This is a genomic window from Ectobacillus sp. JY-23, assembly GCF_023022965.1.
GTDB lineage: Bacteria > Bacillota > Bacilli > Bacillales > Bacillaceae_G > Ectobacillus.
On sequence record NZ_CP095462.1, the window covers coordinates 3,324,562 to 3,345,457 of the forward strand.

Sequence of the window (20,896 nt, forward strand, 5' to 3'; positions counted from 1 at the left end):
AACGTATGTTATTTATCGACAACAAAGGGATTACAGACCCCACAATTAACTTGGCAATCGAAGAGTACTGTCTGAAAAGCTTAGACATTAATGAAACGTACTTGCTGTTCTATATTAATGAACCATCTATTATTATTGGCAAAAACCAAAATACGGCGGAAGAGATTAATGCGGACTATGTAAGAGAAAAAGGTATTCACGTTGTGCGCAGACTGTCTGGGGGCGGCGCGGTGTATCATGATTTAGGTAACCTCAATTTTAGCTTTATTACGAAAGATGATGGGGAAAGTTTTCATAACTTTAGAAAGTTCACTGAGCCAGTCATTGAAGCGTTGCAAGCACTTGGTGTACATGCCGAATTGAGCGGTCGCAATGACATTTTGGCGGAGGGCAGAAAAATTTCCGGTAATGCGCAATTCTCTACTAAGGGAAGAATGTTTAGCCATGGTACTTTACTGTTTGATTCTCATATTGAAGATGTTGTAGGTGCATTGAACGTGAAAATGGATAAAATTCAATCAAAAGGAATTAAATCCATTCGCAGTCGTGTTGCAAATATTAGCGAGTTTTTAGAAGAGAATATGACGATAGAACAATTTAGGCAGCTATTACTTGAGACAATCTTTCAAACGAAGAATATTCCCTCCTATGAGCTTACAGATGCTGATTGGAAAGAGATTTATAAACTGGCTGAGGAGCGCTATCGGAACTGGGATTGGAATTATGGTAAATCTCCAAGATGTAATGTGCAGCACTCACATCGCTTCCCAATTGGACAGGTTGATGTGCGTTTGGAAGTAGAAAAAGGCATCGTCAAAACATGTAAAATTTATGGTGACTTTTTTGGAGTTGGGGATGTACAGGATTTAGAGCAAACCTTACAGGGACGAAAGTTTGCTAAAGAAGATTTTGAAGCAGCTTTAGCAAACATAGATATACAACGTTATTTTGGTGATATAACAAAAGAAGAGTTTGTTTCCTTATTCTTTTAAACCAAGCAAACCGGTCATTTGCGATGACCGGTTTGCTTTTTATTGAATTGACAAGTAAATTGGCCATACCACCTAAAATGCTTAAAAAGCTTACATTTTATTGCTTTTATTTTCCTGCAAAACAAATTTCCCTTGCTTAATCAATTTTCAATCAATTATAATATATTTGAATTTTTATAATTTTTATAAAAAGGGGGCTTCTCTGTGAATCTCGTTCACTCACTGTTAGAGACGGCAAGGGAGAAGGGAGAAAAGCCGGCTTATATCTTTGGAGATAAAGCCACATCGTACGCGGAGTTAGGTGGCGCTGTTACGAAATTTGCAAGCGGTTTGTCTAAGCTAGGGGTAAAGCAGGGCGATCACGTGGCGTTGCTGCTGGGAAATTCACCGTATTTTGTTATCGGTCTTTACGGAGCAATGCGTGTTGGTGCAACTGTCATTCCAATTAATCCAATTTACGCACCAGATGAAATTCAGTATATTTTGCAAAATGGTGATGTGAAAACGATTATTGGACTTGATGTATTGTTATCGGTGATGCAGCATCTTGCACCGACGTTACCGGGCGTGGAGCATATTATTGTATGTCCAACGTCCGAAACAGAAGTTGTGGAAACAGAAAAAATGAAATCGTTTACAAGTGTAATTGCTGCAGGCGATTTTTCACTTCCGATGCCGGAGTTAAAAGATGATGATACGGCAATCATTTTGTATACGTCCGGTACGACAGGAAAACCGAAGGGAGCTATGCTAACGCACCGAAATTTGTACAGCAATGCCAGTGATGTAGCTTCTTATTTACAGTATACGGAGCATGATAAAGTAGTAGCGGCACTGCCTATGTTCCATGTATTCTGTTTAACTGTTTCTTTAAATGCACCAATCGTAAATGGTGCTACGGTTTTAATCATACCGAAATTTAGTCCAAAAGAAGTATTTCGCGTCGTAAGCAGCTATGAGGCAACTGTATTCGCCGGAGTACCTACTATGTACAACTTCTTATTTCAGTATCCAGAAGGAAATCCTGATGATTGGAAAACGCTGCGTCTATGTATTTCAGGAGGAGCATCGTTACCAGTCGCGTTGCTTGAAAACTTTGAAAAGAAATTTAATGTGATGATTTCCGAAGGGTATGGTTTGTCAGAGGCATCTCCGGTTACATGTTTTAATCCGTTAGACCGCCCGCGTAAAGCTGGCTCAATAGGAACAAACATCATAAATGTTGAAAATAAAATTGTCAATGAGCTGGGTGATGAAGTAAAGCCGGGTCAGGTTGGTGAATTAATTGTCCGTGGCCCAAACGTCATGAAAGGATATTACAAAATGCCTGAAGATACAGCTGCAACAATTCGTGACGGCTGGCTATATACAGGAGATTTGGCTCGCATGGATAAAGAAGGTTACTTTTATATTGTAGATCGCAAAAAGGATTTAATTATTGTTGGTGGTTATAACGTCTATCCACGCGAGGTGGAGGAGGTTCTTTATAAGCATCCGGCAGTTATGGAGGCTGTGGTTCTGGGCATCCCTGATTATAATCTGGGAGAAGCTGTAAAAGCATACGTAGTAATGAATGATGCTTCAGTCAGTAAAGTAGAATTGCTTACATATTGCGCACAGCACCTTGCGAAGTATAAGGTTCCGTCTTCAATTGAATTTTTAGAAGAGCTTCCAAAGAATACAACAGGCAAAATTTTGCGCCGAGCATTAAAAGAAGAAGTTAGAGTATAAGAAAAGGCGGCTGATTATTTCAGTCGCCTTTATAGTTGCGCTTGAGTTGCTTTTAATACTTTGTTTTGATTAAAATTTTCCTCGCCCAGCCCAAACATTTTAATTAAACGATTATTATCATCCAGAAGATATGTATTGGAAGTATGTACAGTTTTTTCATCCCAACTCTCCTCCTGTTGTCCTCATGCATGAGGATAACAGGAGGAGAGTGAATATTTCATGAACTTTCCCGAGCTTGTTCTAATTTAGTGGACAACAACTACAATAGTAATAGAGAGAGTTTGGACATCAAGGAGGGGAAGAATGAAAAAAGTTATCGGTTGGTCGCTTTTTCTGTATGTTGGTTTTGGCTTGTTCATATATTGGTATTTGTTTTATGGAACGAGCACAGCAATTCCTGAGATATATAAGGGATCTAGTGCGGATCCGGCAACATTTATGAGTCAGCGTGAGCTAGTTTTAAGCCAGGATTTTTCGCGTATTAAATATTTGCTGTACTTTCTTGCTACCCCATTTGAGTGGCTGGTTCTGCTGTTAATCTTAGTCCTTGGTATATCTCGTAACTTTGAAAAATGGGCAAAGCAAAGTGCTAAGCCTAAGATTCTGCAAATTGGTGTTTATTTATTTTACTTATCACTGTTAACAACAGCACTAGCACTTCCATTTCAGTGGATAGGCTATCGGATATCGAAGTTTTACCAGATCTCAACGCAAACAACTGCAAGTTGGGTGAAGGACCATATTATTGATTTTTGGGTGAATTTTGTCTTTATGTTTGTTATTGTGGCAGTGTTGCTTTGGTTGATGAAAAGAAGCGAGCGCTGGTGGTTGTACGCATGGTGCTTATCAGTGCCATTCACGATTTTCATGACCTTTATTCAGCCGGTTTTTATAGATCCGCTGTACAATGATTTTCAGCCGCTACAGAATAAACAGTTAGAAACTAAAATTTTGAAATTAGCACAACAAGCAGATATTCCTGCAAGTCATGTATATGAAGTAAACATGTCAGAGAAGACGAATGCGTTAAATGCATATGTAACAGGAATTGGATCTAATTCAAGAATTGTTTTGTGGGATACGACACTCAAACAGTTGAGCGAGAATGAGATTTTATTTATTATGGCGCATGAAATGGCGCACTACGTAAAAAAACATATTTATTGGGCGCTCGCAGGTTCCATTGCATTATCATTTGTTGGTCTGTATCTGATTAGCCGCTTAATCAATCGTACAATTCGGAGATTTGGTCATATCTTTCACATTCCATCTATCAGCAGTTTTTCCGTACTGCCGCTGTTTTTTCTCTTGTCATCTGTATTATCGTTCGCTGCAAGCCCAGCGATGAATTATGTATCGCGTGCAGAGGAACGCGCATCAGATACATATGCGATGGAGCTAACGAACGACAATGAAGCAGCGGTCATGACGTTTCAAAATTTGTCTAAAACAAGTTTAAGTCAAGTCAATCCACCAGGACTTGTGAAACTTTTCTTGTATACACATCCGACTATTTTAGAACGCATTCAATATTTGGAGCAGTATGAGAAGAAATAGCATACTAACATAAGTTGCCAGTGACAGTTTGAGGTAGTTTCCAGGCGACGATCCTATAGGATCGTCTTTTTCTGTTGTAATACAGAATTTATTAAAGAAAACGCTTTCAATAAACTTTGGTAGCTTTTTCTGTACTTTCACTGAAAAAATTCAAAAATATCTTCCTTTTCAGAAAGTTTGTTATATAATATGTATTAGAAATTAAAACTGTTATAAAACAGAAAGGGGAAACAGAGATGACGACACAAACATCGGGAGTGTCCATCACAGGGCGACTATCGCTTGGGTATTCTGATATTTTGACACCAGAAGCACTTAAATTTTTGAAGGCTCTTCATGAAAACTTCAATGACCGGCGAAAAGAGCTGCTTCAAAAGCGCAAGGAAAAGCAGGAAGCAATTGACCGAGGTGTGTTTCCGACATTCTTGCCGGAAACAGCCCATATTAGAAATAGCAATTGGACGATTGCACCTCTTCCTGCAGATTTGCAAGATCGTCGTGTGGAAATAACAGGGCCCGTAGACAGAAAGATGGTTATTAATGCATTGAATTCTGGCGCTCGTATGTTTATGGCCGACTTTGAAGATGCTAATGCACCGATGTGGGAAAACAATCTAGATGGACAAGTAAATTTACGTGATGCAGTGAATCGTACCATTTCATTTGTCAGTTCAAATGGAAAAGAGTACAAGTTGAATGAAAAGACAGCGGTTCTTTTAGTGAGACCACGCGGATGGCATTTAAACGAAAAGCATGTGTTGATTGAAGGTGAAGAAATATCTGGCAGTTTGTTTGACTTCGGTTTATTTTTCTTTCATAACGCCAAAACACTTTTGGCAAGCGGAAGCGGACCTTATTTTTACTTGCCGAAGCTGCAAAGCTATCTAGAAGCGCGCCTTTGGAATGACGTGTTCATCTATGCGCAGGAATACATCGGTATCCCTAAAGGGTCTATTAAAGCCACGGTTCTGCTTGAAACCATTCATGCCGCATTTGAAATGGATGAGATTTTATATGAGCTACGCGAGCATTCAGCGGGGCTCAATTGCGGACGCTGGGATTATATCTTTAGCTATTTAAAAACATTTGCGAAGCACGAAGCATTTCTGCTGCCTGATCGAGCGCAGGTAACGATGACTGCACCGTTTATGGAGGCGTATTGTCTACGTGTCATTCAAACATGCCATCGCCGCAATGCCCCGGCAATGGGTGGGATGGCAGCCCAAATTCCTATTAAAAATGATCCACAAGCGAATGAAGAAGCCTTCCAAAAGGTTCGGGCTGACAAGGAGAGAGAAGCAAACAACGGCCACGATGGTACATGGGTAGCGCATCCAGGCCTTGTGTCTGTGGCATTGGAAGTTTTTAATCGGGTTATGCCAAACGCTAATCAGATTGATAGAAAAAGAGAAGATGTACATGTAACGGAGGAAGAGTTACTGCGAGTGCCAACTGGTACTATTACGGAACAAGGGCTGCGGACGAATATTAATGTCGGCATTCAGTATATTGCGTCATGGCTTAGTGGCAGGGGAGCGGCACCTATCCATAACCTAATGGAGGATGCAGCAACAGCCGAGATTTCTCGCGCCCAGGTGTGGCAATGGGTACGTCATCCAGAAGGACGCTTTGAAAATAGCACCAACATTACAATGGAATTGGTTGCGCAATATCAGGAGGAAGAAGTAGAGAAGATTAAGCGAGAAGGTGCGTATGAACCAGATAAACTGCAACAAGCATCTCGGTTGTTCACAGCTTTGGTACAGGATGATAACTTTGTAGAATTTTTAACGTTGCCTGGATACGAACTATTATAAAAGGGAGATGGATGAGAATGATAAATCAAAAAGCACAACAATTACAAGAAAGCTGGGAGCTAGATCCACGATGGAAAGGCATTGAGCGTCCGTATACAGCGCAGGATGTGCTTCGTCTGCGCGGTTCAATTGAAATTGAGCACACACTTGCACGCCGCGGTGCGCAAAAACTATGGAACAGCTTGCATACGGAGGATTATATTCATGCATTAGGCGCCTTAACAGGAAATCAAGCAATGCAGCAAGTAAAGGCTGGTTTAAAGGCAATTTACTTGAGTGGCTGGCAGGTAGCTGCGGATGCGAACTTGTCCGGTCATATGTATCCGGATCAAAGTCTATATCCTGCTAATAGTGTACCAGCTGTGGTAAAGCGTATTAACCAAACACTGCAGCGTGCGGATCAAATTCAACATATGGAAGGCAGCGCCGATGTAGATTATTTCGTACCAATTGTTGCGGATGCAGAAGCAGGCTTTGGCGGTCAGCTTAATGTATTTGAATTAATGAAGGGAATGATTGAAGCGGGAGCTGCAGGCGTTCACTTTGAAGACCAGCTTTCCTCCGAGAAAAAGTGCGGACATCTTGGCGGAAAGGTATTATTACCAACACAAACGGCAGTGCGTAACTTAATTGCAGCGCGCTTAGCGGCAGACGTGATGAACGTGCCGACAATCATCGTAGCGAGAACAGATGCGGATGCAGCGGATTTGATTACAAGTGACATTGATCCAGCTGACCAGCAGTTTATTACAGGTGAAAGAACACCGGAGGGCTTTTTCCGTACAAGAGCTGGCCTTGACCAGGCGATTGCGCGAGGTCTTGCTTATGCACCATATGCAGACTTAATTTGGTGCGAAACATCTGAACCGAACTTAGAGGATGCGAAGCGTTTTGCTGAGGCTATTCATGAAAAATTCCCAGGAAAACTGCTTGCTTACAACTGCTCTCCATCTTTCAATTGGAAGAAGAAGCTAGATGATGAAACCATTGCGAACTTCCAAAAAGAAATTGCAACATACGGCTATAAATTCCAATTTGTTACGCTAGCTGGCTTCCATTCCTTGAATTACGGTATGTTTGAATTAGCACGCGGATACAAGGAGCGCGGGATGGCTGCATACTCTGAACTGCAACAGGCAGAATTTGCTGCAGAGGAGCATGGCTATACGGCAACGCGTCATCAGCGTGAAGTGGGAACAGGTTACTTTGATCAAGTGGCGCAGGTAATAACCGGAGGAACATCATCTACAACTGCATTAAAAGGTTCTACAGAAGAAGAACAATTTGCGAAGTAATGTGAAGCAGCGCCGTGAGCGCTGCTTTTATTATATAGGCTGTGTTAATTAGCATTTGTTGATGGGAGTAAGGGAGAACACGCAGAAAGCGAATCCCTGTAAAGGAAATCAGCAACACCTCTTAATAGAGCCAAATAAAAAAGAAAGCATAAAAGCTCGGATGTTGTCGTTTTTTAAGTTTATGTTAAAACGTTATGTTAGTTTTTATATTTTTTATATAACGTTATAAAGATGTTAAAATATTGAAAACTTTTACATAAAGTGGGTTTTGTATGGTAGGATTTTTTATGTAAAGCCCATTCTATAAAAAAGGAGGAACTCTTTAGGAAGAATGGTTAAAATTCGAAGGATTATTTATAGGGTAAATACAACAAAACATTGTACTTGTATCTGTTTTGTAGAATAATTAGTTAGGGCTTTTATGACTGCGAAAGACAAATACACTTTTTTTGTTTAGATAATAACCTTCGAATTTTTATTTCCTAATATATTTATTTAATGATTAAGAGGTTGATAAAATGATTGATTACTAAACTGTTAATGAGGTGAGTAACATGGCAAGACAGGAACGTTTTGAAGATGAGGATCTTGTGAGATGTGCAGACAGCTATATTATAAATAAAGACACGATAGCTGTGTTGCCAGTAACAAGGGTGGGAAAACCAACTATTTCAATGGTTATCGAAGAAGAACAAGTAATCTATATCTTACAAGAACCTGTTGATATTATAAAGACGAGTTGTCGCTCTTATGGCTCCAGCCTAGAGGGCAGAATTGAAGGAACTCGTGAGTTAATCGGAACCGTCAATAAAGCTCCTATTGTTATTCATGATCGGTTATATTATTTTCCTACAACATCTTATACAAGAGAAGATTGTGCTTGGATCTCTCATTCACATGCTGCAAAAAGTAAACCCCTCTCACCTAAGACCCTACTTTTGAAATTTATTAATGGACAGACGATTAAATTACCTATGTCTCATCAATCCTTCACCAATCAATTGAATCGAACAGCACAGCTCCGCTCTGTATACGAAAATAGCAGGGAGCGTCGTAAATTTCCTTATCTTGTGGTCTTAGAGGCAGAAGAGCTTTTAGGCAATCAGAAAGGAAAGAGTACTTACTTATCGGATTGGAAAGATTGATTTTCATTTGCGAATGTTGTGTATAGCTCTGTACATAGGAATGTCAGTGCATGAAAAAACTTTGCTCTATGGCTGGGCAAAGTTTTTTCATGTAGGTACAGGTGTATTATTACTTAAGAAAATGGACAAAAAATGATACAATGTATATAGAAGGAACTAATTTATTTGTGAATGAGTATATTTAAGGAAAAGGAGCCAAGTACTGTACATGGAGCTTCAAACAATACAGCAATACTTCACAATTGAAAATATGCAACAGCTACTACAAAGCTATCGGAATTTTGGACCGATGGCTGGTATTTTGCTTCCGATGCTTGAAGCATTTTTACCATTTTTACCTCTGTTTGCATTTATTATGGCAAACGCTGCAGCATATGGCCTTTGGGGAGGTTTTTTTTATTCTTGGCTCGGTTCCTGTATCGGCTCATTGTTGCTATTTTTACTAATTCGGAGCTTTGGAAGACATCGGTTTTTTGGATTTGTCAATCGTCATCCAAAGGTTCGTAAATCTATGAGCTGGATTGAGCGGAAGGGATTCGGACCCATTTTTCTACTTTTTTGTTTACCTTTTTCTCCATCGGCACTCATCAATGTGGTTGCTGGCCTTTCAAGGATTAGCAAGAAACAATTCGTTCTTGCTCTGTTACTCGGGAAAGTAGTCATGATTTTAGGTATGAGTTATATTGGCTACGATATATTCTCTTTTGTCAAAAAGCCGATCAAAACATTAATTGTAGCTGGTATTGTGTTTGTTTTATGGTATATAGGTAAGAAAATCGAAATAAGACTTGAGCTGGGAAAAGAGTAGCACGAATCTCTTCTTAAATATGTAAAAACTGGGTTGCAGGGGTGTTCGAGTATGTCGAATATCCTTCTTTTATATAGAAGTTCAGAAAGGTGGTTGTATATGTCATTGCGTATTGTATTGGGACGAGCTGGAACTGGTAAAAGTGCCCTATGCCTACGAGAAATGCATGAGGAGCTCAATCAAAGACCAAAAGGGGAAAGTATTATTTACTTAGTACCTGAACAAATGTCATTCCAGGCGCAGCAGGCACTAGGGAGTTCTATCCGAGCACAGGTATTCAGCTTTTCACGACTTGCTTGGAAGGTGCTTCAGGAGACCGGTGGAGCAAGCAGGCTTCATATTGATGAAGCGGGTGTAAATATGCTTCTTCGTAAAATTGTGGAAGGCCGTAAAGGTGAGCTGCGTGTCTTTCAAAAAGCCGCAAAGCAAAATGGCTTTTTTGAACAGCTTGGCGGCATGATTGCTGAATTGAAACGCCATAATGTAACACCGGCAGATATGTATGGGGTATGGCAAGAAGCTGAAGCTAAGCATGCTCCACTTCTTGCCAGCAAAATACACGATCTACAGCTGTTATATGAAGATTTTGAACGTGCCCTTATCGGAAAATATTTAGACTCTGAGGATTATATTAAGCTTCTTGCTGAAAAGCTTCCACAATCTTCTTACATGAAAGATGCAATTATATATGCGGACGGCTTTCATACATTCTTACCACAGGAGCTCAATGTGTTAAAGCGGATGTTACAACATGGCGCCAAACTTACGGTTACACTCGTACTTGATGCGCCGCAAAAGCAGGAGCTGGACTTATTTTACACAACAGCGCGCACATATGAACGGCTTATGAAAATAGCAGCCGATTTACGAATTGAGGCCAACAGCATTGTGCTGGAGGAGCAACACCGTTTCAAAGGAAGTGCGTCGCTTGCTCATATCGAGAAATATTTTGAATCTATTCCGCCGAAATATTTTGCTGGGAACAGTAATTTAACAATTTATACTGCTGCAAACCGACAAGCTGAGGTTGAAGGTGTCGCGCGGGAAATCCGAAGACTTGTAAGAGAAGAAGATTACCGTTATCGTGATATCGCCGTGATGTTGCGGAACGGCGCAAGTTATGATGACAGCATAAAATCGCTTTTTACAGCAAATGAAATCCCGTTTTTCATTGATGAAAAACGCTTGATGTTACACCATCCCGTAGTAGAACTAATTCGTTCTGCACTGGAGGTGATCGAGGGGAATTGGCGCTATGAAGCGGTCTTTCGCTGTATCAAAACCGAACTGTTGTTTCCTCGTCGCTCTCATTTGTTAAAGCTTAGAGAAGAAATGGATGCGTTTGAGAATTATTGTCTTGCTTATGGTATGCAAGGTAAAAAGTGGACAAATGGTGAGAGATGGGTGTATAGGCGCTACCGTTCTTTAGAGACAACATTGCAAACCGATAATGAACGCGAGACAGAAGAGCGTATGAATAACTTACGGGATATAGTAGTAAAACCTATTTTTACGCTGCAAAAGCGGTTGAAGCGTGCAAAATCTGTACGCAAGATGTGTGAAGCTATATATTTATTTTTGGAAGAGCTTCGTGTGCCAAGAAAGCTAGAGGCAATGCGAAAGAAAGCAGAACAAGAAGGAAACTTGCTGTTTGCTAATGACCATGAACAAGTATGGCATGCTGTGATTGACTTGTTGGATAAATATGTAGAAATGCTTGGTGATGAGAATATGTCACTGCAGCTTTTCATTGAAGTGATGTCTACAGGTCTTGCTTCATTGCGCTTTGCCAACATTCCTCCTTCTCTTGATCAAGTATTAATTGCTAATATAGACCGTTCTCGCTTGGCAAATGTGCGTGCACTATTTTTAATTGGCGCGAATGAAGGTGTAATCCCTGGTTTGCCTGCAGATGAAGGAATGTTATCTGACGAGGAACGAGAGACCTTGCTGGGCAGTGGTATAGAGCTCGCTTCAACAACACGGCAAAAGATGTTAGAAGAACAATTTATTGTGTATCAGGCGTTAACACGAGCATCTCATCGTTTATATATAAGCTGTCCATTCGCGGATGAGGAAGGGAAAGTATTGCTACCATCGGGGCTTTTCAAAAAGCTAAAAGCACTTGTCCCAAGCGCTGAACAAGAGTTTCTAACGAATGAGGTACAAGAGGGGAAAGTAGAATATATTACAACCCCTGCGATGACGCTTTCGCATTTGGTACAGCAGTTGCAGTTTTGGAAGCAAAGCGGTTATAAGACCGACTTGTCTTTTTGGTGGGATGTATATAATTTTTATGTACAATCGCCGCAGTGGCACGAGCATAGCAAACGTGTGCTCTCCAGTTTGTTTTATCGGAACGAAGCAAAGCCACTTCATAAATCCGTAAGCTCGGCTCTTTATGGAGAAACGATTAAAGGCAGTGTTTCACGTATGGAGCTGTTTCAGCGTTGTTCATATGCTCACTTTGCACAGCATGGGCTGGCGCTTCGAGAACGTGACATTTTTAAAATTGATGCCCCTGATATTGGAGAGCTTTTTCATGCCGCGCTCAAAAGTATTGCTGATCGTTTAACGCAGCAAAGCAGGAGTTGGGCTGATTTGAGCCGGGCAGAATGTGAACATTTAGCGATGGAAGCCATGGAGGTGCTGGCGCCACTTTTGCAAAAGGAAATTTTATTAAGCTCGAATCGCCATCATTATTTAAAGCACAAGCTGCAGCAAATTATTTTCCGTGCTTCTCTTATACTTAGTGAGCATGCGAAGTCGAGCGGCTTTGTGCCGGTGGATCTTGAGGTGCCGTTTGGTATTGGAGCTGATGCATTGCCGCCGCTTCATTTTCAACTGGCAAACGGTACGAAAATGGAGGTTGTCGGTCGCATTGACCGTGTTGATATGGCAGAGGGAGAGCAAGGAACGTTCCTACGCATTATTGATTATAAATCAAGCGCCAAATCACTCGACATGACTGAGGTGTATTATGGACTAGCGCTACAAATGCTTACCTATTTGGATGTTGTTATTGAAAATGCCGGGAAATGGGTGAAGGATAAGCAGGCTACACCGGCGGGAGTACTGTATTTTCATGTGCATAATCCAGTCGTGGAGATTAAGGGTGATGCAACGGATGCAGACATTGACAGAGAAATTTTACGCAAGTTTAAGATGAAAGGTTTATTACTGGGGGATACAGAGGTTGTTCGTTTGATGGATGCCTCATTAACGTCAGGTTCTTCGGATATTGTATCTGCAGGATTAAAAAAGGATGGGACCTTCAGTGCTTATTCATCCGTTGCAAGCGAGCAGGAGTTTCATACATTAAAACAATATGTACGACGCACGTTTCAAGATATTGGAACAAGCATTACAGAAGGAGTCATTGACATTGCACCGTACAAGCTGAAGACGAAAGTGGCCTGCGGCTTTTGTCAGTTTAAATCAGTTTGTCAATTTGATGAATCATTGCAGGAAAATGAGTACCGCATACTGCGTCCTCTAAAAGAGGCGGAAGCGCTAATGAAAATGAGAGAGGAGGGAGAACGATGATAAAGCCGGCTCATGTGCATTGGACAGATGATCAATGGAAAGCAATTGTTGCAGAGGGCAGTGATATTTTGGTAGCTGCAGCAGCAGGTTCCGGTAAAACTGCTGTACTGGTTGAGCGCATTATTCAAAAGTTAATTGGACCGAACCCAATTGATGTAGATCGTTTGCTTGTTGTTACCTTTACGAATGCTTCTGCACAGGAGATGAAAACGAGAATTGCAGAAGCGTTGGACAAAGAGCTTGCAAAGCAGCCGCATTCACAGCATTTACGCAAACAGCTGAATCTGCTGGGACGTGCTTCTATCTCAACCCTACACTCCTTTTGCTTGCAAGTAATTCGTAACTATTATTACATGATTGATGTAGACCCTGGGTTTCGCATTGGCAGTCAAGCCGAAATTGAATTATTAAAAGAGGAAGTCTTACACGACTTGCTCGAAGAGGAGTATGGTCTGGAAGGAAATGAGCCGTTCTTCGATCTTGTAGAACGCTATACAAGTGATCGAAGTGATCATGACTTACAGGATATGATCCTTGCTTTTCATAGAGAAGCGACTTCTCATCCTAACCCAAAGGGCTGGCTACAACACATTAGGGATCTGTACAAAGAAGCCAATCATATAGACGAATTACCGTATACATCATATTTGTTAGCGTGTATACAATTGCAGCTACGCGGCTTGCGCGCTCATCTGGAAAAGGCAATTGAACTTACGCAATGGCCGGGTGGACCACTTCCGCGTGAAGCAGTATTTCGGAATGATATTAGGCAAATTGATATGTTACTAGCAGCATCGTCGTGGACCGAGATGGATGAAGCAATCAAGTCTGTGAAGTGGGAGACGTTGCCGCGTATTAAGCGTGCAGATTATGAAGAAGAGCTACTACAGCGTACGGACCAGCTACGAAAAAAAGTAAAAGACGACATAGCAAAAATGGCGGAGGACTGGTTTAGCAGGTCACCAGAAGCCTATATGCGCGATTTAAAAGAAATGGCACCTATTATCGCCAAATTGACTGATTTGGTACAGACATTCATTGCTCGGTTTCAGCAAGTCAAACGTGCTAAAAGCATGGTCGACTTTACAGATTTGGAGCACTTTTGCTTAGCGATTTTACAAGAAAATGATGCTCCTTCTGCTGTTGCAATGCACTATCGTGAGTTGTTTGCGGAGGTGCTTGTCGATGAGTATCAGGACGTAAACTTTGTTCAGGAATCAATCTTGCGCCTTGTAACGAAAGAAACGGAAAGTGCTGGAAATCTATTTATGGTTGGTGATATTAAGCAATCTATTTACCGTTTTCGCCTAGCTGAACCTGGTCTGTTTCTTGGAAAGTATAAACGTTTTACACATGAGGGTGAAGGGGGACTGAAGATTGATCTTGCACAAAACTTTCGCAGTCGTCCCGAGGTTTTACATGGTACAAACTTTGTGTTCAAGCAAATTATGGGTGAGGCTGTAGGGGAAATTGCATATGATGAGGATGCTGAATTAAAGCCGGGAGCTGTATATCCAGATAGTTCTGATGTGGATGCCGAGCTGTTAGTCATTCAGGTAGAAGCGCAAGAGGAAGAAGAGCTTGAAAATCCCCAACTAGAAGCACGTTTGATTGCCCAGCGCATTCGAAAGATGATCAGCTCAGGTTATGAGATATATGATCGCAAACATAATTCTATGCGTCCAGTATCTTATCGCGACTTTGTAATTTTATTACGTTCCATGCCGTGGGCACCTGCAATGATGGAAGAGTTTAAGTTGCAGGGTATTCCTGCATATGCTGAGCTGACAACAGGCTACTTTGAAGCAACGGAAGTTAATGTAATGCTAAATGTACTGCGCGTAATTGATAACCCGCAGCAAGATATTCCGCTAGCATCTGTATTGCGTTCTCCTATTGTCGGTATGACGGATGAAGAATTGGCGACCATACGCATTCACGGTAAAAAAGCTTCCTTCTACCAAGTGCTGAAAAGCTTTGCGTATTCGGGTGAACCAAGAGAGCTCCGCGAAAAAACAGATTTATTTTTACAAGCATTACAGAGATGGCGCGATTTTGCACGTCAACACCCCCTCACAGAACTGATTGCTAGTATATATCGTCAAACTGGTTATTATGACTTTGTTGGTGGTCTACCAGGAGGAAAGCAAAGACAAGCAAATTTACGTATGCTACAGGACAAGGCAAGGCAATATGAAGCCGGTGATTTCCGTGGGTTATTCCGGTTTTTACGCTTTATTGAAAGGCTGCAAGAGCGCGGTGATGATATGGGAGCTGCAAGGGTAGCGAACGAGCAGGAAGACGTAGTGCGTATCATGACGGTTCATAAAAGTAAAGGTCTTGAGTTTCCGGTCGTATTCGTTGCAGGCATGGGAAGACGTTTTAATACGAGAGATTTAACAAATCGTTTTCTTCTGCACAAGGATTTTGGTTTTGGTTCGCAGTTCATTGACCCGCAAAAGCGAATTAAATTTACAACGTTACCTTATATAGCCATCAAACAAAAGATGAAGATGGAACTGATTGCGGAGGAAATGAGAGTACTTTATGTAGCTCTGACACGCGCAAAGGAGAAGCTGATTTTAATAGGCTCAGTTAAAGATGCTGCTGGTGCTGTGTCTAAATGGACTGAAACGAACGATCATAAAGAATGGCTTCTTCCTGACTATGTAAGAGCGCAGGCTTCCTCCTATCTTGATTGGTTAGGCCCTGCTTTAATGCGACACAGAGCAGGGGCGGAATTCGGAGATAGAGATAGAGTACTGGCTGCTATCGATCAGCATGAAGCTAAGTGGAAAGTCGAGATTATTCCAACCGATGCATTGCAACCATTTGGAACGGAAACGGAAGAGGATGCAGGACTTCTTGCTGCCTTGCGAGCGCATAAGCCAGTTCCGGCGAAAGATTCTGATATAGTAGAGCGTTTGTGCTGGTCATATTCCTTTGGAGATGCTACCACATATCGAGCAAAACAATCTGTTTCTGACTTAAAGCGTCAGTATGAATCTAATGAAGATAGTGACGAAGTCCTCTTATCTGCGCCGCGCTCTTCTATTGAAAAACGACCGCGTTTTATGGAGAAAAAGGGATTAACCGGAGCAGAGCGCGGAACGGCGATGCATACTGTGATGCAACATGTGAACTTGCATGCAGAAATAACCAAGGAAAGAGTTGCTGAACAGTTAGCTAGCATGGTAAACCGTGAGCTATTAACAGAAGAGCAAGCGGAGAGTGTTGATCCAGAGGAAATTGTGATGTTTTTCCGTACGAATCTCGGTCAACGTGTAAAGGTCGCTTCTCATGTAGAACGAGAAGTGCCATTTTCTATTCTGCTAGCTGCTAGTGAAACGTATCGAGATTGGAGCGCTATGTACGAAGAGAAAGTTGTTGTACAAGGTGTAATTGATTGTATGATTGAGGAAGAAGACGGAATTATTCTCATTGATTTTAAAACGGATAAAATTACGGGCAAATATCCGCGCGGATTCGAACAGGCACGTAAGGAGCTGGAAAAACGCTATGAGAAGCAGTTGCATTTATATGCGACTGCTATTGAAACAAGTTTAAAGAAACAGGTAAAAGAAAAATATTTATACTTTTTTGACGGTCATCACATACTAGCCTTAGATTAAGGAAAGAGTGAGAGTATGGGAAAACGATTGTATGGCACTTGTGAGCTCTGTAAAAGAGATGACTTGGAATTAACCGTTCACCATTTAACACCAAAGGAGTTAGGCGGTACGTTTGAACCGACTGCGGATTTATGTATCGCTTGTCATAAACAAATTCATGCTTTGTACACGAATGAAGAACTTGCTGCTCGTTTGCATACGATTGAGGCATTACAAGCTGACGAAAAAATCTCGTCATTTTTAAAATGGATTCGCAAGCAACCGTCTTCTAAACTTGTTAAAACAAAAAAATCAAATGAACGCAAACAAAAAGGAAGGTAGAAATACCTTCCTTTTTTGTGTGGAGAAACTGAGATTCCTCACCTGAACGAACCGACGCCGCATTTCTTATTGTGCAGCTCCGCCGGTTAGGCGCTGCTTTTCTTATGCAGTGGCTGTTTGGTTTTGATCTGCTACGTCAGGGTCGAATGTGTTGGTGGCACTAATGCCGTTAAAGGTGTTGACAACAAAACCGACGTTTGAGGCGCCTGAACCATTAAAAGCTTTTGTATTCTCTTTGGGAGAAACGTTGTAGAAATCGCCTAAATTAAATGAACCGTTGCTGTTTTGGACCACAACGTTACCGACTAAGGATGGCATAGTTTCACCTGCCGTAAATGTATTTTGTTTTACTATATGCTGTCTTTTTCAGAAGGTGAGCTTTCTGCATATTTTCGAATTTGCAAGATGCGTGAGTTAGCAAATCCATAATCTAAAGATCCGATATGCAAACATGCTGAGGTTAGCATACTTCTTTGGAAGATTGAACCGACATGAATAAATGGACAAGCATTGATAACATGCATGCGCGTTTCTTTTACGCGTAAGGGAATCGTAATTTCTGTATCTCGAAAAATAATGTAGGACGAAAAAGGAGGATCTTTCACAATGAATTCTCCTTTTTCGTCTTGCACTGCAATGGCTCGAGCCTTAACTTCCAAGGTATTGGTATCGCCAATTTGCACAACACTGCTGAACCCCATCGTTAGAACCGTTATATCTTGCACAACAGAAAAACGTCTAAACATGGTTATGCCGGTGTTGACGGAACATCAAAGACAGAAGGAACAAATGGTCCTTGAGCCAATGATTCCGGCGGTGTATCCAGAATAGATGACAATATGAGGAAATCGATATCTCCTACTACAAATAAACCAGACGAAGAAACGCCTGAACTATGAATATTTCCTACTTTTATCTCATGATTCACAACAGTGTATTGTAGCATGCTTTACTCCTTTCTCATATGAGGGGGGATATGCTGAATAAATGCCATAAAAGCTTTGTCAATATCTTGTTTCATATTATGGATAATGATGTCTTTCATGTATTCGGGGTTTGATGTAATTTCTGGATAAGTTTGTACTTGGGATAAGTAATAAGGTAGACGGTGTTCCATTTGCTTGCGGATGTCGTCAATCATCATATTTCGATACATATCATCGAGTGGTACGCGCTCATCTGCTTCAAATTGAAGAATGCGGTGATACGCCTCTTGATCCAAATAGCGGTTCATTTGTTGAATAATGTCTTGATAAAAGTCCGGATTTACTTCAGTTTCTGGGTTTACTTTGAGCGTCTCGGTCGCAACATCGAAATCTTCAATAGCGCTTCCCCCTCCATATGGGTTCAGACCAATATTCAATGTCCCGTTTAAATTTTCAACTTTTAATTGGTCAAACTTATATTCTACCTTTCCTACAGTCGTTGGGGGATTTCTTTTGATATTATCTAACTCGGCTTGAACGGCATATAACTCTCTTTCTAGTTCCTCTAGTTTTTGTTGTTGCGATTGAACTGTATATTGTAACTGTTGTACCACCTGAAACCAATCTTGATTCATAGAAAACCCTCCCGGAATACAACCTAGCTATTTCCGGTAGGCTCATCTGAAGGAACAATTGCAACAAATTGTCCTGGCTCCTTCAGAGGGCGCGCCGGTTCTAGAAACTCTCCTGTATTGGAAAATTTAGATAGAGATTTGATAGTTCCGGCACTGCCGATTTGAAAGACAGAGGAAGTCGTAACACTGCCGACACGTAAGTTGTTGATAATAATACTTTGGTGCACATATACGTTCAAATTCATCCCTCCTTAATTGGTGAAGGCAATTGGTTGATCAATGTTGTCATTGTCCGATACATTTGTTGTACTTTGATAATTGTAAACAGAAACGGACTCACCTACATTGAACGAGCCTGCTCCGGCGAAGGTTTTTGAGTAGCTGATAGGGCGGATAGCAAATACGTCACCGATATGAAATACGCCACTCGAACCAAGGTTGACGATATTCACACTTCCGACAATTGCAGGCATAATAAAAAACACCTTTCATTTGAAAGATTCTTATAACTATTGTATGGACGTTTGCCCAAAAATGTGTATAAATTTTGCAAAAAGAGAAAGACACACTCATTTGAGTGCGTCTATAATGATATCCTCGTTGGTGTTGCTATTGAGTTGCAGAACAAGAACAACGTTGAGTAGCTTGTCTAATTCCTGACTACAGGAAACTGTTTTCTTTGCCGTCAGTCCGTAACGTCCTGCTAAGTATTCCATTCTTTCTCGCTTCTTTTCGATTACTTGTTCAAACATTGACTCAAATTCACTCCTTTTCTTCATATCAGAGTGCTCCAACACCAGCTCTTCTTCTAATCAATATTATACAGTGTTTTTGGAGGATACAAACCGTTTCGATAAAAGAAGTGAGTGTTCTACAAAATTCGCAGATGAATCAGAATTGGAAAACCAATATTTCTAGACAGAAGAGAAGAATGTGCAACGTGTAGGAGGGTTATCAAGATTTACAGATCAACAAGTGCCAATGATTAACATCAGAATGTAATACAGCCATTATATAAAATGGCTCTTTTCTAAAAAATTGTTGTTTTTAGATAGGTTTCTTTGTTTCAGGTTGGTTGGAGCGGAAGGTGCGAGACTCCTGCGGGAGCATCGGGTCAGGTGAGACCCCACAGGCTATAAGCCGAGGAGGCTCACCGCACGCCCTGCGGAAAGCGAGCAACCCCGAGCGGAAATCAACCATTCCCCACTACTTGTTACATAACAACAAATTTTGTAAAAACAACCTATAAAATAATTGCTGTGTAATAGCAGTAGCAAATTTTGACGAATAGAGCAGGAATTTTGTAAGTTATTGCGAATGTGTATTGAGAAGTTGTGACATGGAGTGTGAAAATAATGCGATTCGTAACGGCAAAAAAAGAAGAAAAAGTATTCGTCGGAGTAGTAGTAGGAGATAGCGTTTTGCATTTACGTGAAGTACAAAAAGCCATGACAGGTAAAGTCACGCTACCTATTACAATGATTGAATGTATTGAAGCAGGGGACGTATTTTTAAAACAGGCAGAGGAAATCGTAGCGTGGGCACAAGAGAAAGAAATGATTGGTCGCTACGCTATAGACGACGTGCGTTTAATGGCACCTATTCCAAGGCCTCGCAAAAACATGATTTGTGTAGGGAAAAACTATAGTGATCATGCGGCTGAAATGGGAGCAGCACCGCCGGAGCATATTATATTTTTTACGAAAGCTCCAACTACTGTCGTTGGACAATATGAGTATGTTCAGAGTTACCCGCATTTGACTGAGGAGTTAGATTACGAGGGAGAACTGGCTGTTATCATAGGAAAAAAAGGAAAGGGTATTGCTGCAGCAGATGCGCTTTCTTACGTATTTGGCTATACAATTGTGAATGATATTACCGCTCGTGATGTCCAAAGTCGTCACAAACAGTTCTTTCTAGGCAAGAGCTTTGACACGTTTTGCCCAATGGGGCCTGTGCTGGTGCATCGATCGGCTTTAGCAGTACAAAGTTTACGCATAGAAACAAAAGTAAATGGAGAGCTCAGACAATCTGCAAGCACTGCTGAAATGTTATTTTCAATCCCGCAAATTATAGCAACCCTTAGTCAAGGGATGACACTTGAGCCAGGTGATATTATTGCGACTGGCACACCAGCTGGTGTTGGAAAAGGATTTCAACCGCCTCGTTTCTTAAAAGCAGGAGATATCATAGAAGTGACAGTAGAAGGCATTGGTACACTACAAAATACAGTAAAATCGTAATGGGCTATATAAGTATTTACTAGATGTTTAGTTGTTTTACCCAGCCCGCATCCCTGGCAAGCCTTGATTGTAGCTACCCATTCCCTATTTTCTTTCATTTAGACTGTTGGGAAAGAGACACACAGGCTGATAGACTTGAGAAGGTCCCTGACCATTCAAACCTCTAGAGCGGAAAGCAACAGAGCATCTATCTAAAAGAATATGTTTTTCTATATAGGGTTTTTTCTCTCTCTCTAGCATGATATGAT

At 41.2% G+C, this 20,896-nt stretch carries 18 protein-coding genes; 11 read left to right on the plus strand and 7 right to left on the minus strand.

The genetic code is table 11. The features are described from left to right. The first annotated feature begins 5 nt into the window (after nucleotides 1–5). From MUG87_RS16795 to MUG87_RS16840, 10 genes are all read left to right on the plus strand, one after another. Nucleotides 6–992, plus strand: a complete 987-nt coding sequence (locus MUG87_RS16795) for a lipoate--protein ligase (protein ID WP_247083682.1) — start codon at nucleotides 6–8, stop codon at nucleotides 990–992. Nucleotides 993–1,196: 204 nt separating this feature from the next. Further along, a complete protein-coding gene (locus tag MUG87_RS16800) occupies nucleotides 1,197–2,723 on the plus strand; it encodes a fatty acid--CoA ligase family protein (RefSeq protein ID WP_247083683.1) in 1,527 nt (508 codons plus the stop codon). A 303-nt stretch (nucleotides 2,724–3,026) separates the two neighbouring features. Next, the gene (locus MUG87_RS16805) at nucleotides 3,027–4,280 is read left to right on the plus strand and encodes a M48 family metallopeptidase (protein ID WP_247083685.1); all 1,254 of its coding nucleotides are present in this window, start codon (nucleotides 3,027–3,029) and stop codon (nucleotides 4,278–4,280) included. Between the two features lie 236 nt (nucleotides 4,281–4,516). Then, nucleotides 4,517–6,097 (plus strand): malate synthase A, encoded by a 1,581-nt coding sequence (gene aceB, locus MUG87_RS16810; RefSeq protein ID WP_247083687.1) that lies wholly within the window; start codon nucleotides 4,517–4,519, stop codon nucleotides 6,095–6,097. A 17-nt stretch (nucleotides 6,098–6,114) separates the two neighbouring features. Next, nucleotides 6,115–7,392, plus strand: coding sequence for an isocitrate lyase (gene aceA, locus MUG87_RS16815; RefSeq protein WP_247083688.1), 1,278 nt, complete (start codon nucleotides 6,115–6,117; stop codon nucleotides 7,390–7,392). A 554-nt stretch (nucleotides 7,393–7,946) separates the two neighbouring features. Continuing rightward, complete coding sequence (locus MUG87_RS16820) at nucleotides 7,947–8,537, plus strand: competence protein ComK (RefSeq protein ID WP_247083689.1); 591 nt, start codon at nucleotides 7,947–7,949, stop codon at nucleotides 8,535–8,537. Between the two features lie 208 nt (nucleotides 8,538–8,745). Continuing rightward, entirely contained in the window at nucleotides 8,746–9,345 is a 600-nt protein-coding gene (locus MUG87_RS16825) for a TVP38/TMEM64 family protein (RefSeq protein ID WP_247083690.1), read from the plus strand. Between the two features lie 99 nt (nucleotides 9,346–9,444). Further along, on the plus strand, nucleotides 9,445–12,891 hold the full coding sequence (gene addB, locus MUG87_RS16830) for a helicase-exonuclease AddAB subunit AddB (RefSeq protein ID WP_247083691.1): 3,447 nt from the start codon (nucleotides 9,445–9,447) through the stop codon (nucleotides 12,889–12,891). Next, complete coding sequence (gene addA / locus MUG87_RS16835) at nucleotides 12,888–16,523, plus strand: helicase-exonuclease AddAB subunit AddA (protein ID WP_247083692.1); 3,636 nt, start codon at nucleotides 12,888–12,890, stop codon at nucleotides 16,521–16,523. The genes addB and addA overlap by 4 nt, the downstream gene beginning before the upstream one ends. A gap of 15 nt (nucleotides 16,524–16,538) precedes the next feature. Then, nucleotides 16,539–16,844 carry an HNH endonuclease gene (locus tag MUG87_RS16840; RefSeq protein ID WP_247083694.1) on the plus strand — a complete coding sequence of 102 codons (306 nt, stop codon included), beginning with the start codon at nucleotides 16,539–16,541 and terminating at the stop codon, nucleotides 16,842–16,844. Between the two features lie 102 nt (nucleotides 16,845–16,946). Here MUG87_RS16840 and MUG87_RS16845 read toward each other — a convergent pair whose 3' ends face one another. The 7 genes from MUG87_RS16845 to MUG87_RS16875 form a co-directional block, all read right to left on the minus strand. Continuing rightward, a complete protein-coding gene (locus MUG87_RS16845) occupies nucleotides 16,947–17,162 on the minus strand; it encodes a spore germination protein (protein ID WP_124565398.1) in 216 nt (71 codons plus the stop codon). Between the two features lie 32 nt (nucleotides 17,163–17,194). Beyond that, nucleotides 17,195–17,590, minus strand: a complete 396-nt coding sequence (locus MUG87_RS16850) for a spore germination protein GerPE (protein WP_247083696.1) — start codon at nucleotides 17,588–17,590, stop codon at nucleotides 17,195–17,197. A 2-nt stretch (nucleotides 17,591–17,592) separates the two neighbouring features. Next, complete coding sequence (locus tag MUG87_RS16855; protein WP_247083698.1) at nucleotides 17,593–17,790, minus strand: spore gernimation protein GerPD; 198 nt, start codon at nucleotides 17,788–17,790, stop codon at nucleotides 17,593–17,595. Between the two features lie 3 nt (nucleotides 17,791–17,793). Further along, complete coding sequence (gerPC, locus tag MUG87_RS16860) at nucleotides 17,794–18,405, minus strand: spore germination protein GerPC (protein ID WP_247083701.1); 612 nt, start codon at nucleotides 18,403–18,405, stop codon at nucleotides 17,794–17,796. Nucleotides 18,406–18,428: 23 nt separating this feature from the next. Continuing rightward, nucleotides 18,429–18,644, minus strand: coding sequence for a spore germination protein GerPB (locus MUG87_RS16865; protein WP_247083702.1), 216 nt, complete (start codon nucleotides 18,642–18,644; stop codon nucleotides 18,429–18,431). Between the two features lie 12 nt (nucleotides 18,645–18,656). Continuing rightward, nucleotides 18,657–18,878, minus strand: a complete 222-nt coding sequence (locus MUG87_RS16870) for a spore germination protein (RefSeq protein WP_124565393.1) — start codon at nucleotides 18,876–18,878, stop codon at nucleotides 18,657–18,659. 96 nt (nucleotides 18,879–18,974) lie between these two features. Further along, on the minus strand, nucleotides 18,975–19,157 hold the full coding sequence (locus MUG87_RS16875; protein WP_247087750.1) for an aspartyl-phosphate phosphatase Spo0E family protein: 183 nt from the start codon (nucleotides 19,155–19,157) through the stop codon (nucleotides 18,975–18,977). A gap of 594 nt (nucleotides 19,158–19,751) precedes the next feature. On the opposite strand from MUG87_RS16875, the gene MUG87_RS16880 reads away from it, so the two are divergent. Continuing rightward, nucleotides 19,752–20,648 carry a fumarylacetoacetate hydrolase family protein gene (locus MUG87_RS16880; protein ID WP_247083703.1) on the plus strand — a complete coding sequence of 299 codons (897 nt, stop codon included), beginning with the start codon at nucleotides 19,752–19,754 and terminating at the stop codon, nucleotides 20,646–20,648. The last annotated feature ends 248 nt before the right edge of the window (nucleotides 20,649–20,896 follow it).

Bases quoted from the DNA above. Each gene is read 5' to 3' on its own strand.
- MUG87_RS16795 (WP_247083682.1), top strand. From the start codon at position 6: ATGTTATTTATCGACAACAAAGGGATTACAGACCCCACAATTAACTTG.
- MUG87_RS16805 (WP_247083685.1), top strand. From the start codon at position 3,027: ATGAAAAAAGTTATCGGTTGGTCGCTTTTTCTGTATGTTGGTTTTGGC.
- aceB (WP_247083687.1), top strand. From the start codon at position 4,517: ATGACGACACAAACATCGGGAGTGTCCATCACAGGGCGACTATCGCTT.
- aceA (WP_247083688.1), top strand. From the start codon at position 6,115: ATGATAAATCAAAAAGCACAACAATTACAAGAAAGCTGGGAGCTAGAT.
- MUG87_RS16820 (WP_247083689.1), top strand. From the start codon at position 7,947: ATGGCAAGACAGGAACGTTTTGAAGATGAGGATCTTGTGAGATGTGCA.
- MUG87_RS16825 (WP_247083690.1), top strand. From the start codon at position 8,746: ATGGAGCTTCAAACAATACAGCAATACTTCACAATTGAAAATATGCAA.
- addB (WP_247083691.1), top strand. From the start codon at position 9,445: ATGTCATTGCGTATTGTATTGGGACGAGCTGGAACTGGTAAAAGTGCC.
- addA (WP_247083692.1), top strand. From the start codon at position 12,888: ATGATAAAGCCGGCTCATGTGCATTGGACAGATGATCAATGGAAAGCA.
- MUG87_RS16840 (WP_247083694.1), top strand. From the start codon at position 16,539: ATGGGAAAACGATTGTATGGCACTTGTGAGCTCTGTAAAAGAGATGAC.
- MUG87_RS16845 (WP_124565398.1), bottom strand. From the start codon at position 17,162: ATGCCATCCTTAGTCGGTAACGTTGTGGTCCAAAACAGCAACGGTTCA.
- MUG87_RS16850 (WP_247083696.1), bottom strand. From the start codon at position 17,590: ATGTTTAGACGTTTTTCTGTTGTGCAAGATATAACGGTTCTAACGATG.
- MUG87_RS16855 (WP_247083698.1), bottom strand. From the start codon at position 17,790: ATGCTACAATACACTGTTGTGAATCATGAGATAAAAGTAGGAAATATT.
- gerPC (WP_247083701.1), bottom strand. From the start codon at position 18,405: ATGAATCAAGATTGGTTTCAGGTGGTACAACAGTTACAATATACAGTT.
- MUG87_RS16870 (WP_124565393.1), bottom strand. From the start codon at position 18,878: ATGCCTGCAATTGTCGGAAGTGTGAATATCGTCAACCTTGGTTCGAGT.
- MUG87_RS16875 (WP_247087750.1), bottom strand. From the start codon at position 19,157: ATGTTTGAACAAGTAATCGAAAAGAAGCGAGAAAGAATGGAATACTTA.